Annotated in this window: 13 protein-coding genes and 1 pseudogene; 8 read left to right on the top strand and 6 right to left on the bottom strand. The window is 47.3% G+C overall.

The genetic code is table 11. From position 1 onward, the window contains the following. Positions 1-99: 99 nt before the first annotated feature. On the bottom strand, positions 100-285 hold the full coding sequence (locus Q0413_RS08535) for a hypothetical protein (protein WP_298988667.1): 186 nt from the start codon (positions 283-285) through the stop codon (positions 100-102). A gap of 121 nt (positions 286-406) precedes the next feature. Between Q0413_RS08535 and Q0413_RS08530 the strand changes: the two genes are divergently transcribed. Next, positions 407-919: a DNA-deoxyinosine glycosylase gene (locus tag Q0413_RS08530; RefSeq protein ID WP_298988657.1), complete on the top strand. Its 513-nt coding sequence runs from the start codon at positions 407-409 to the stop codon at positions 917-919. A gap of 164 nt (positions 920-1,083) precedes the next feature. After that, positions 1,084-2,295, top strand: a complete 1,212-nt coding sequence (locus Q0413_RS08525; RefSeq protein ID WP_298988648.1) for a toxin-antitoxin system YwqK family antitoxin — start codon at positions 1,084-1,086, stop codon at positions 2,293-2,295. A gap of 1,271 nt (positions 2,296-3,566) precedes the next feature. On the opposite strand, the gene Q0413_RS08520 is transcribed toward Q0413_RS08525, so the two are convergent. From Q0413_RS08520 to Q0413_RS08505, 4 genes are read right to left on the bottom strand one after another with little or no spacing between them, the layout of a single operon-like run. After that, positions 3,567-4,298 carry a superoxide dismutase gene (locus Q0413_RS08520; protein WP_298988640.1) on the bottom strand — a complete coding sequence of 244 codons (732 nt, stop codon included), beginning with the start codon at positions 4,296-4,298 and terminating at the stop codon, positions 3,567-3,569. Then, positions 4,298-4,471: a hypothetical protein gene (locus Q0413_RS08515; RefSeq protein ID WP_005870938.1), complete on the bottom strand. Its 174-nt coding sequence runs from the start codon at positions 4,469-4,471 to the stop codon at positions 4,298-4,300. Before Q0413_RS08515 ends, Q0413_RS08520 begins: the two co-directional genes overlap by 1 nt. Next, complete coding sequence (locus tag Q0413_RS08510) at positions 4,464-6,578, bottom strand: mechanosensitive ion channel family protein (protein WP_298988634.1); 2,115 nt, start codon at positions 6,576-6,578, stop codon at positions 4,464-4,466. The genes Q0413_RS08515 and Q0413_RS08510 overlap by 8 nt, the downstream gene beginning before the upstream one ends. Further along, entirely contained in the window at positions 6,544-7,212 is a 669-nt protein-coding gene (locus Q0413_RS08505; RefSeq protein ID WP_297943776.1) for a carbonic anhydrase, read from the bottom strand. Before Q0413_RS08505 ends, Q0413_RS08510 begins: the two co-directional genes overlap by 35 nt. Positions 7,213-7,343: 131 nt before the next feature. Here Q0413_RS08505 and Q0413_RS08500 point away from each other — a divergent pair, with 131 nt between their 5' ends. The 6 genes from Q0413_RS08500 to Q0413_RS08475 all read left to right on the top strand — a co-directional run bounded on the left by Q0413_RS08500 (position 7,344) and on the right by Q0413_RS08475 (position 11,019). Next, positions 7,344-8,039, top strand: coding sequence for a Bax inhibitor-1/YccA family protein (locus tag Q0413_RS08500; protein WP_297880079.1), 696 nt, complete (start codon positions 7,344-7,346; stop codon positions 8,037-8,039). A 95-nt stretch (positions 8,040-8,134) separates the two neighbouring features. After that, positions 8,135-8,656, top strand: coding sequence for a preprotein translocase subunit SecG (gene secG / locus Q0413_RS08495; RefSeq protein ID WP_298988607.1), 522 nt, complete (start codon positions 8,135-8,137; stop codon positions 8,654-8,656). 101 nt (positions 8,657-8,757) lie between these two features. Then, positions 8,758-9,315: a ribosome recycling factor gene (gene frr / locus Q0413_RS08490; RefSeq protein ID WP_297880081.1), complete on the top strand. Its 558-nt coding sequence runs from the start codon at positions 8,758-8,760 to the stop codon at positions 9,313-9,315. 3 nt (positions 9,316-9,318) lie between these two features. Next, complete coding sequence (pyrE, locus tag Q0413_RS08485) at positions 9,319-9,930, top strand: orotate phosphoribosyltransferase (RefSeq protein ID WP_298988599.1); 612 nt, start codon at positions 9,319-9,321, stop codon at positions 9,928-9,930. Between the two features lie 103 nt (positions 9,931-10,033). Next, complete coding sequence (locus tag Q0413_RS08480; protein ID WP_298988591.1) at positions 10,034-10,459, top strand: RDD family protein; 426 nt, start codon at positions 10,034-10,036, stop codon at positions 10,457-10,459. Further along, positions 10,456-11,019, top strand: a complete 564-nt coding sequence (locus Q0413_RS08475) for a ribonuclease HII (RefSeq protein WP_298988582.1) — start codon at positions 10,456-10,458, stop codon at positions 11,017-11,019. The genes Q0413_RS08480 and Q0413_RS08475 overlap by 4 nt, the downstream gene beginning before the upstream one ends. Positions 11,020-11,545: 526 nt before the next feature. Here the strand turns inward: Q0413_RS08475 and Q0413_RS08470 are convergent. After that, positions 11,546-11,858, bottom strand: a pseudogene (locus Q0413_RS08470) (hypothetical protein); the annotation flags it as partial.

Below are 11,858 nucleotides of genomic sequence, written 5' to 3'. Positions count from 1 at the left end.
GGTCAAAGAGCTCAAAAAAGGCGAGCTCGTGCGCGTAATCTCGGTACCTAAAATTTAGCGCGTAGCGTTTCGGCGGTAGTTGCGGCGGCGGACGGAATTTCAACTGCCGCGAGGGTTAAAATTTTGTCGCTGCGAGGCGTTAAATTTAGTCGCAAAAGCTCTGACTTGGGATTTTGAAAAGTTGAAATTTAGACCCAAATCGCGCGCCGCGATAGGCTCATCATAATTTTTACCGCGCGCCGTATCAGAACAAGCAGGCGCGCCGAAATCTTTGCCGCCGCGCAACTTCAGCTCCAAGCTGTTTTGCGGGTGAAATTTTAAAACTTACAAAAGATAAAACGAAAATGAAAGATAAATTTTATGGCACTCCGACAAGCGTTTTTGGCGAATATAAAGCAGGCGCAAAATGAGCCAAACTCACCCTTTTAAGCCGATTTTCGATGAGAATTCTAAAATTTTAATCCTCGGCTCCTTTCCCTCCGTCGTTTCTCGTAAATTTGGCTTTTACTACGCAAATCCGCAAAATCGCTTCTGGCGGGTGCTGGCGCAAATTTTAAACGCGCCGCCGCCTGCAAGCACGGATGAAAAGATAAAATTCCTACTCGCCCGCGGCATCGCCATCTACGACGCTGCGATCTGCTGCGAGATAAAGGGCTCGAGCGATGCCAAAATGACCGCCGTCGTGCCTGCAAATTTAGAGCCGATCTTTAGCGGCGCGCGCATCGTGCAGGTGTTCGCAAACGGCGGCAAGGCGCACGAAATCTGCGAAAAATACCTAAAAACTCAAATTTTAAACGCAACCGGCAAAGAGCCCGTCAAGCTGCCGTCCACGAGCCCGGCAAACGCAAATTTTAGCTTTGAAAGGCTCGTGCGCGAGTGGACAATCATCGCAGATATGTTAAAGCGTGCCGAAATTTAGCGTTCGGCTCTCTTAAACAGCGCGCGCGAGGTTTACGGGTACATGGCTGCGTGCCGCCAGCGCCAAAAACCAAACCATCAGCCTAAACTCCGCGAAGATTTATCTAAAATTTAGCTTCAAATTTTAAAATTCTTCAAATTTAACCGAGCCAAAGGAAGCAAAATATGAAAACCCGCAAAGCCGCGCAAAATTCGCTCAATTTGGGCTTAAATTTAATGCGAAATTTTAGCTTTCCAAGCGCATTAAAGTTCCTGCTTCTGCTTCCGCTTTTGGCGCTAGGCGCGCAAGCTCTGGAGCCAAAAATCGTAATGAAGCCCGAGCCGGTCCTGAAAAACGGCCTGTATTTCGTAGCGGACAAGCCCTACAGCGGGACGCTCAAGGTGCTGCATTACAGCGCCGAGGATCTCTACGACGTAAATTTTATGGGCGTCGTCTACCCCAGAGCAAAGCCGCTGCCGCCGACGCTAATCCGCGAGATCGACGTAAAGGACGGCACCGCGGTGCGCGAGCGCGATTACTTTGACGGCAGAGATAAGCCCTCAAACGAATATCCGCTAAAAAACGGCCTATACGACGGCGTCGCGAAGAGCTACTACGCGGACGGCGGCGAACTGAGATCGCAGAGCGAATACAAAGCCGGCAAGCGCGAGGGTTTTTACAAGCTGTATTATCAGGGAAGCGGCAAGCTAAAGCAGCAGGGCGCGTATAAAGCGGATAGGCGCGAGGGCGTTTTCACCGACTACTACGAAAGCGGCGAAGTAAGCGCGCGCCATCCGTATAAGGGCGGGCTGCGAAACGGCAAGGACGTGGATTATTACAAAAGCGGCAAAGTGCGCGGGGAACGAAACTATAAAAACGATAAACGACAAGGCGTAGAGAGATGGTATCACGATAACGGCGCACTAAGAGAGATGGGCGCATACAAGGATGACCGCAAACAGGGCGTTTGGAAGTCGTTTTACGAGGACGGCAAGACGCGCGTAGTCGAAAATTTCAAAGACGGCGAGCGCGACGGCGCCGTGCGCGAATACTACGAAGGCGGCGCGCTGCAGGGCGAATACGAGTTTGAGCGCGACAGGCAAACGGGCGCGAGTAAACAATACTACGCAAGCGGCGCGCTTGCGGCGAAGGTAATGTTCAGAGACGGGCGCAAGCACGGGCTATACGAAACATATCACGAAAACGGCGCGCTCAAGGCTAGAGTTACGTTCAAGGATGGCCTGGAGACGGGCAGGGCGAAGCACTACTACGCAGACGGCAAGCTCGAAGCCGAGGGCGAGTTTGAGCGCGGCAGGCTCGTGCGCGCCAAAAAATACGACGAAGCGGGCAAGCTAATCAGCGACAAATCCGATAAAAACGGGCTAGCGAGGGAGTAAAGCGGGCTAAATTTTAAAATTTTAAGCGGATTTGGGGCTTTGAGTAGGCTTAGAATTTTAAATAAGCCAGGAAATTTAAGCAGACGCGACTTTGCGTTTTGCAGGCACAATAATATTTTTGAGCGGAACGGTTTCATACCTTGAGCGAGCGTGGTTTTTAATTTTATTAGGCGTAGCTCTATACTTTAAATAGACACGACTTCGCGTTTCGATTGATCTCTGCTTCACGTCTCTAACATTTGATTAGGACGCGGCTCCGCACTTCAAAGAGACGGGGCTTTGCGCTTCGAGCGCTCACGGCTTTAAATTTTATTGAGTATGTCTTTGAATTTTAAGCGAGCGTGGCCTTACGCATTTGTTTTAGGCTATACATACCGCGCCGTCAAGTGGCGCCTTAACGGATTAAATTTTGTGCTTGTGAAGCGGCACGCTGCATTTCGAGCGAGTAAAATTCTACGCCGAGCGGCTTTACACGGCTCGGCGCTTTAACTAACGAGGTTTCGTGCAGCGCAGCTCGTCGCACGATTTGAGCTGATGTGGTTAAAATTTCGTGCCATATTTTGGCGCACGTAGTGTGCGGGTGCGTCCGGCGTGGCATAACTTGGCTTTCGATGCGGCTCCTTTTTTCGGCATGACGAGCTAACTTTGGCGCGGTGCAAATTTTTAAAATTTAAAGCGAAATTTCAAGCCGAAACGACGCTAAAAATTTCAACTGCCAAAAAGTAAAATTTGACGATCAAATTTTGTTAAATTTAGACCGCGGTTCGCAAGCCGCGCTATTCAGGCTTAAATTTCAAATCTACTGCAACCTTGCCTTTAGCGCGGTAAATTTTAGCTGGCTAATATTTTAAAATTTGCCACCCGCTTTGCTAAACAAAATTTTACGAGCATGGTGTGGGCGAGCAAGGCAGGGGGCAGAAAGAGTCGCCCCCCTCCGTATAATTGCGGAGGCAAAGAATGGGCTACCTATCTCGGTATGAAAATTTAATGGGCTTTATTTGCAACTTTAAAATTTTGCGAGATATTCGCTCGTAACGTTAAATTTCAATACGCAGTACCAAATGGCTAAAAACCAAAATTTGTGCAAATTCTACATACGGCGAGATAGCGAGCTAGAATCATTCACAGCAATCCTGAGGCGACGAGGCACAGTATTCTCAGGGTAAAATAACGGGCGTCAAAATGTGAAAAATGCTTATAAATTTAGCGCGCGGCGGGCATAGAGAACCGAAAATCCGCAGCGCTAAAGTTTACTCGGTAAAAGCCCGAATTTATCCGCAGCAGCCACAATCGCAGCGCGAAGATGCGGCTGGATGAAGCTCGCTGATGTAGAGCTTCACGGAGTCAAGTCCTTGCTCTTTCGCCCACGAGTAGGCGTCGCTTGCAAAGCCAAAGTCCGCAAAGCGCAAGAAATTCTCCATGTAGAACTTGCGCGCATTTTGATGATCGACATAATAGGCGTGTTCCCAAAGATCGCAGGCTAAAAGCGGAATTTTGCCGCGCACGATCGGCGTGTCCGCGTTTTGCGTCGTGATGATTTCTAAATTTGTGCCGCGTTCATCGCACACGAGCCAGCACCAGCCGCTGCCAGAAAGCCCCAGTGCGCGCTTTAAAAACTCGCTTTTAAAATTTTCCATCCCGCCGAAAGCCTGCGCTAAAGCATCCGCTAGCTCGCCGCTAGGCTCGCTTGGCTGCGCGATACAATCGAAGTAAAAATCGTGGTTGTAAATTTCAGAGGCATTGTTAAAAATACGGCTAAAACCTAGGCAAATTTGATAAAGCTTTGAAATTTGCGAAAACTCGCACTCCTCGCCGTGCGCCTCCCTGAAAGACTGCGTAATGATCGTAAAAAGATCCGCGTTCTGTATCGGCGTATCCGCAATGTCTCGATTTAGGGTGGAGACATAGTCCTCGCAAAGCCCGCCGTGATGAAATTTCAAACTCTGTAGGCTCGCGATTTTATTCGTGCGCGGATCAAAAGGCAGCGCCCTGGATCTAAACACTAATAATCCTCGCTGTCCAAATCGCTATAATCGTTGAAACCATCGTCGTCTTCGTAGCTGTAATCGTCCTCGTCGTAGTTGTAGTTGTAACTCTCGTCGCCTCCGATTAAATCATCGTCCTCGTATTCGTCCTCATCGAACTCTTCGTCTTCGAAGTCATCGAAATCAGCCATTTTGCTCTCCTTTGTCGTTGGAATTTACTTTTGATTTTACGCATTCGCTTGCTATTTCCGGGATATTTTCGATATAAACGCTCTGCGATGGGAAGGCAAACGATAGTCCGTTTTGCTCCACGATCTCCATTATTTTAAATAAAACATCCTCTTTAGTTTGGATGAAATTTGCCCATATTACGGTTTTTGTGAAGCAGTAAACTAAAATATTAATAGACGAATCGCCAAAGCTATCTAACGCCACGAACATGGTGCTTTTATAGCCCGCTAAATCGTCGATAGAGACCATATTTTGTCTATAGCGCATACGAAAATCTTTAGAATTTAATGCCGTATCGGCAGACTGAGCGATGCCCGGGTGAGATTTTAGCATCTCTTTGATATCGTTTACGCACTTTCGCAGTTGAGCCGTGCTCGCGCCGTATTCGACGCCTACGGTAAGCTTTAAATTCCGTCCTACCTTCCTGCGGCTCCAGTTTTTGATATTTTGCGCCATTATGTTGGAATTCGGCACAAAAACAAGAGCGTTGTCAAAGGTTCTGATCGTCGTCTTTCTGAAGCCTGTTTCTACGACGTTTCCTTCTATATCTCCTAATACGACCCAATCACCTTGCGAGAACGAGTTATCAAACAATAGCATCACGGATGAGAAGAAATTCGCGATGATGTCCTTGGTCGCAAACGCGATCGCAAGTCCGCCGATTCCAAGAGATGCCATAAGCGCCGAGATGTCAAAGCCTAGACGCTTTAGTACCAAAAGCACGGCGATGATGATTACGATGACGTATAGAATTTTAACGACTAGATTTATGATATCTTTTCTGACGCCTTTTTTCGTAATGTTTCCAAGCACGACAATACCGTAACCATCGATGATTTCGATGATGAGCCATGCCCAAAGCACCACGTAAACGATCGAGAATAAATTTGCAAATTTTATCGGCACGGGCGCCGGATAATAAAATATACTAAGACAGATATCGACCGAATAAGCGATCAGCAAAATACCCATCGGACGCTTGATAATGCCCACTACTTGCGTTTTTAGAGTTTCGCTATCCAGAGAGAAGCTTTTATTGAAGGATTTAAACACGAAATAGATGATGTTGGCAAGTAGCCTGCGAAGCGAGTAGAAAAATAGCGTAATCAGCGTGATTAGAATGAGCTTGCCGAAATTTACGTGGCTGAGCTTAAACGGAATTTTATCGTTGATATAATCGATCACCGACTTAAAATTTAAGCTCGTAAAAACCACGCTGCTTGCGAGTAGATCGCTATTTCGCGACAGATACGTAAGCACCTCGTCGTAGGTCTGCTTGTCGTTTTTCAAATCGTTGATTTTAGACTCTAAGGCGTCTATCTGCTCTTGACTGCTTAGATTATTTTTCAAATCATTAAGTTTGCTAAAATCCCTAGTTTGGATATTTAGTAGCGTACTACTCAGCTCGCTTTCAAGCGCGCTTCTGCTTGCGCCGTTTACAAACATATCCTCAATTTTCATAAGTGAGGTATAAAAGATCTCTGCCATCTCCATTTTTTCCAAATCCGCGCTTGCATTTACGTATTCGGGAGAGCTCTGCTTTTTGGCGTATTTTTTTAGCGTAGTTTGGATGTTCTTTTTATTTTGCGCATACGATATTATGCTTTCGATATCCATATCTTGCTGTGTAATCGCGAAAGGTAGGCGATCAAAGAGCTTGGCTTTATTGCGATCGATGGCGTCCAGTTCGTTTTTGCTCGCGTTGGCGTCGCCGCCGTTAAGCAGGGAGCTGCGCTGCAAATTTAGCTTTTTAATCTCTTTGATTACAGAGATAAGCGTCTCGCTGTTAGGAGCTTTTTTCTGCGAAGTCTCCGTTTTAGCGACCTTTTCCGCGATCATATTTATTACTTCAGTTTTATTGCCATCCTCTGCACCGAGAGATTTGGATAGAATTTTAGCGACTTCTTTTTTGATCTCGGTTTTGTTGTTTTCTAAAGTAAGATTTGCCTCTGGAGCGGAAGAATTCGTCTCTACAAAGCTTCCCTCGCCGGTCGTGTTGAGGTCTGCAAACGCTAAAGCGGCGCTAAAAAGACTAATCGTTAAAAAGCTGATTATAGATTTTTTCATAATCCATTCCCTTATTTAATAGCGTAAAATGCGCGCCTTCGTCGTCGTAGTTGAATAGTTCGCCCGTTTCGATGACGTAGTGCCAGCCGTAAATTTTAATCTCGCCGTTTTTATAGGCGTCTTTGATGCCAGGAAAGCTAAGTAAATTTTGCATGGAATTTATAATATTTAGCCGCTCGGTGATCCACTCGCGCTTATCGGCGCCGAGATCTTTGAGCTTTTCGACCTCGTCTTTTACAGGCTGCATTAAATTTAGCCAGCGCCTTACGTTTGGAATTTTTTCAAGCTTTTTTGCGTCATAAAACAGCGCCGCGCAGCCCCCGCAGTTGCTGTGCCCGCAAACGATGATATTTTTGATATTTAGCGAATACAGCGCGTATTCAATCGCTGAGGTAGTCGCTAAAAATTCCTCGCTAATGCGGTATGGAGGAACGACGTTTGCGATATTTCGCACGACGAAAAGCTCTCCTGGAAGCGTCGAAGTGATTAGGCTTGGCACCACGCGCGAGTCGGAGCAGCCGATAAAAAGCGTGTGGGGCTTTTGATGATTTGCCAGACTTCCGAAAAGCTCGGCATGCTCGGCAAAATTTTCTTCCATAAATTTAATAGCTCCATTTATTAACTGGCTGGGCATACTTTCTCCTTAAAAAAGTCGGGAATTATATATTACTTTCATAAATAGATAGAATTCTGCGAATTTTTAATTATATATTTACCAAATTTTCGCTAAACTCCCCGCTCATAAATCAAAAGAAGGAGAAAGATATGAGTCTATACGACAGACGAAATTACGCGGACGGCTATGAACTATCGGACGCATCACTAGAACAAGGACGAATCTCTCAGACCATTAAACAAACCTACGCGCTTCTAACCGCTTCGATGATAGCTGCGGCGGCAGGGGCTTTTGTGGCGATGAGTTTCGGCGTGAGCTTGGCTCTTCATCCGATTTTATATCTGGTAGTTTTAATGGGGCTGATCTTCGGTATGCAGGCAGCCGTAAATCGCGGCGCCAACACGATCGCGCTGGTTTTGCTTTTTGCATTTACCTTTATTACCGGTCTTACTCTAGGTAAATTGATCGCTATTTATATCGCAGCGGGTGCCGGAGATGTGGTAACACATGCGTTTGTGGCTACGGCGATTACTTTCGGTGCTCTTACCGTTTATGCGATGAATACAAAGACAAATTTCGACTCTTGGGGCAAACCGCTATTGGTATCGCTTGTGGCTATTATCGTGCTAAGCCTTTTGAACTACTTCTTTTTCAAAAGCACCGTGCTTGATATAGCGATTTCAGCTTTTTCGGCTTTAATCTTTTCGATGTATATCATCTACGATACTAAAAATATTATAAACGGCACCTACACTTCACCGATAATGGCTGCCGTAGATATGTATCTAAACATCTACAACCTCTTCCTTTCGCTGCTAAGAATTTTCGGCGCAAGTAGAGACTAAATTTTACGCACCGCTTCGTGCGGTGCACTCTTAACTTAAAATTTATAAATCTTTTATTATAATCGCAAATTCAATTTTTTCAAAAGGTTTTTATAGTGACAACATTATTTTTGGTTTTACAAGTCGTCTTCGCCGTGATAATTACGATCTCCGTCCTGCTGCAAAAAAGCTCATCCATAGGGCTTGGCGCATACAGCGGAAGCAACGAAAGCTTATTCGGAGCGAAGGGCCCGGCGGGGTTTTTGGCTAAATTTACCGCCGCGATGGGAATTTTATTTGTGATAAATACACTCGTGCTTGCGTATTTCTATCAGCAAGATGCTAAATCTTCTGTCGTCGATCGCGTAAAGATCGAAGCAAATGCTACTAAATCCGTGCCAAACGCTGTCCCTGGCGTGCCGTCCATACCAGCTTCTAGTGCAAAGCCTAATTTCGCTCCGGCAAGCACCGAGTCAAATTCCATAATTAGCAGCGAGACCAATGCGACGGATACGAAAATCGAAGCGCCCGCAGCTCCTGCTACCGATACCGCCGCAGCTAGCGCGCCTGCTCGGTCGCAAGCATCAAGTGATACCAATGCCAGCGCCGCTTCCGCAGATCAAAACACAACCAAATAAACTCTAAATTTTAAAATTTAAAAGCGCAAAATCCGCGCTTTTAAATGCTATTCTTATTTTTTTAACGCTATAATTCCGCAAATTTTATTTAAAGGATTTGAATGCTAGAAGCTATCTACAAAGAGCAAAGAGCAAACGGCGATCGAGCTATCGAGGCTTTGAAAAAGGACTTTACGACGCTACGCACCGGCAAAGTGAGCGTGGCGATCCTGGATCATATTTTCGTGGATTATTACGGCTCGCAAACTCCGCTAAATCAGGTCGCGACCGTCCTTTCGACCGATGCGGTTACGATCTCGATCACGCCGTGGGAAAAGCCGATGCTAAAGGCGATCGAAAGCGCGATCGCAGCGGCAAATATCGGCGTCAATCCGACTAACGACGGCGAGAGCGTAAAGCTATTTTTCCCACCGATGACGGTCGAGCAACGCCAAGAAAACGCTAAAAAAGCAAAAGCGATGGGCGAGAAGGCCAAAATCGGCATTCGCAACGTCCGCAAAGACGCTAACGACGAAATCAAAAAGCTCGAAAAAGACAAAGCGATCTCCGAAGACGACGCCAAAAAGGGCTACGACGAGGTGCAAAAGATCACCGACTCTTACTCCGCCAAGATCGACGACGCAGTCAAGGCCAAAGAAGCCGAGCTTTTGAAGGTTTGAGCTGTGAATATAGAAAAAATCTATCGCGACTGCGGCGCATATCTGCGAGGGCATTTTCTGCTTTCAAGCGGCAACCACTCGGAATTTTATCTGCAAAGCGCCAAAGTACTTGAGGATCCGCGGCTCGCGGGACAGCTTGCAGACGAACTCGCCGCTATCATCGAAAAAGCGGGCGTGGAGTTTGACAGCGTCTGCTCGCCCGCGCTGGGCGGAATTTTAGCGGGCTACGAGCTAGCTCGCGCGGCAAAAAAGCGTTTCATATTTACCGAGCGCGTAGATCGCGTAATGAGCCTGCGCCGCGGCTTTGAAGTGCATAAGGGCGAGAGATTTATCGTCTGCGAAGACATCATCACGACGGGCGGCTCGGCTCTTGAGAGCGCCAGGCTCATCGAAAACCTCGGCGGAGAGGTCGTGGGCTTTGCCGCGCTTGCCAATCGCGGATTTTGCAAGGTCGCAAATTTAGCGGGCAGCGTCGCTAAGGCTGGCGCCAAGCTGCCCGCGGATAAGCCGTTTTTTGCGCTAGGCAATTTCGAGTTTGAAATTTACGAGCCCGCGACCTGCCCGCTTTGCGCTGCCGGAAGCAAGGCGATCAAGCCCGGCAGTCGCGGAAACTAGGCGCCGATTTGCTGCTAACAAACCGCAACGAGATTAAATTTTATCCTCTCGGCTCTAAATTTAGCGCGCCGGAATTTTAAAATTTAATCTAAAACGGATCGAAATGGTAAAACAAAAAGCTAAGATTTCACCGATTTTTCTGCGCATAAAGGCCTTCATCGTCGATCTTTTCATCATCGCGATGCCCCTATTTTACAGCGTTACCTATCTCGTCTTGGGCTCAAAAGAGGCTCTGTGGCGCAACCAAGCCGCGATCGCGCTTATCTGGCTTGCTTACGGCGCTATTTGCGCAGCATTTTATGCTCGCTGCGCTCAGACTCCGGGCTATAAGCTCGCGGGGCTTTATCTCATCGACATTCGTAGCGGACGCAAAGTAAGCTTCTTTAGAGCCTTAGCGCGCTTTGCGTACTTCGTATTTGCGGGCTTTAGCGTCGTGGGGCTTTTGATCTGCTTTTTTCGCAAAGATAGATTAAATTTACACGACCTGCTAAGCGGAGCCGTGCCCGTCGTGCGAAAGGACGCGCAGTGAGCGGGCAGATTTGCGGCATCGACGAGGCTGGGCGCGGCTGTCTTGCGGGGCCGCTTTGCGTCGCGGGCTGCGTGCTGCGGCGCGAGATCGCAGGCCTTGCCGATAGTAAAAAGCTAAGCGAAAAGCGCCGCGAGGAGCTCTACGCCCAGATCATCGAAAACTCGTGCTACAAAATCGTCGAAATTTCAAGCGCGCAGGTCGATGAGATCGGACTCAGCGCATGTCTAAGATCGGCGCTTGAGCAGATTCTCGCGCATTTTATGGGTTTTAGCGGACAGATCATCTACGACGGCAACGCAACCTTCGGCGTACGCGGGCTTCAGACGCTCGTAAAGGCCGACGCGCAAATCGCCGAAGTAAGCGCGGCGAGCATCCTCGCCAAGGTCACGCGCGACCGCACGATGCATGAGCTCGCGCAGCGCTACCCGCAATACGGCTTCGCGCAAAATAAAGGTTACGGCTCGCGCGCACACATCGCGGCGATCGAGCGGTACGGGCTCACGCCTTTTCACCGCGCGAGCTACAAGATCAAATCGCTGCAACCCTCGCTGTTTGATTAACGCGACAGCAAGCTTGCTTTATCAGCGAGGAAAAACCGCCGATTTTGGCCGATACTCCGTAGGCAAACGGCGCCGAAACTCATACCCAAAGGCACAAACTTCCAATTTTGGTTAATACGGCGAGTCGCTAGTTTCGGCGGGCGGAATCCGCTTTTTGGCTAGCTCGTCGGAATTTTAACCGAACCTCTCCCGTCTCGCGCTCACGGCTATGGACTACTCCTGCGCTGCTTGCAGGAATTTTAACCCGCACTTTTGTATCTCGTAAGAGTCCGTATAAGGTCGGAATTTTATCTAAAACCGCAAGCTCGGCTCGCTAGCTTATCCGCGTCCGAATAAAATTTAAAATTCCGCGCAGCGTAAATTCAGCCCGCGCACCGCAATAAGGCTAAATTTAAATTTAGCCTTGACGGCGAGAAGGCATCGTGCTTTAAATTTAAAATCCACGTAAAATCTTGAATGAAATTTTGATATAAAAAAGGCGGCTAAATTTTAAAATTTTATAAAATTTAGCCGCGAGATGAGGTGCTTACTTTCTTTCGTAGAAAATTACTAAGGCGTCTTCTGCCACCCTTTTACCAGTGAACGAACTTGTTTTAATAATATCATCGGCAACATCTTCGGTCACCATAAATTTATCCGACAAACTTATGCTTTTATCGGCATTCACGATAAAATTTAGCTCAATAACAGCTTTTGATGGATACTCTACTTTTTTGCGTCCAAAAACTGCATCATATTGCTCTACTGTTAGCTGCGAGTAATAGACGGCTCTCTTAAGATATTCTATAATATAATCAACGCTATATTCTTTTTGAAATTCCCCTTTTAATTTATCGTCA

The sequence above is a fragment of the uncultured Campylobacter sp. genome (assembly GCF_938045465.1).
Classification (GTDB): Bacteria; Campylobacterota; Campylobacteria; order Campylobacterales; family Campylobacteraceae; genus Campylobacter_B.
This window is presented reverse-complemented; position numbering and strand designations above follow the sequence as displayed.

What these genes read in the sequence shown, in the direction of transcription:
- Q0413_RS08480 (WP_298988591.1), top strand. Translation starts at nt 10,034, where the DNA reads ATGGTAAAACAAAAAGCTAAGATTTCACCGATTTTTCTGCGCATAAAG.
- Q0413_RS08500 (WP_297880079.1), top strand. Translation starts at nt 7,344, where the DNA reads ATGAGTCTATACGACAGACGAAATTACGCGGACGGCTATGAACTATCG.
- Q0413_RS08525 (WP_298988648.1), top strand. Translation starts at nt 1,084, where the DNA reads ATGAAAACCCGCAAAGCCGCGCAAAATTCGCTCAATTTGGGCTTAAAT.
- frr (WP_297880081.1), top strand. Translation starts at nt 8,758, where the DNA reads ATGCTAGAAGCTATCTACAAAGAGCAAAGAGCAAACGGCGATCGAGCT.
- Q0413_RS08505 (WP_297943776.1), bottom strand. Translation starts at nt 7,212, where the DNA reads ATGCCCAGCCAGTTAATAAATGGAGCTATTAAATTTATGGAAGAAAAT.
- Q0413_RS08510 (WP_298988634.1), bottom strand. Translation starts at nt 6,578, where the DNA reads ATGAAAAAATCTATAATCAGCTTTTTAACGATTAGTCTTTTTAGCGCC.
- Q0413_RS08515 (WP_005870938.1), bottom strand. Translation starts at nt 4,471, where the DNA reads ATGGCTGATTTCGATGACTTCGAAGACGAAGAGTTCGATGAGGACGAA.
- Q0413_RS08530 (WP_298988657.1), top strand. Translation starts at nt 407, where the DNA reads ATGAGCCAAACTCACCCTTTTAAGCCGATTTTCGATGAGAATTCTAAA.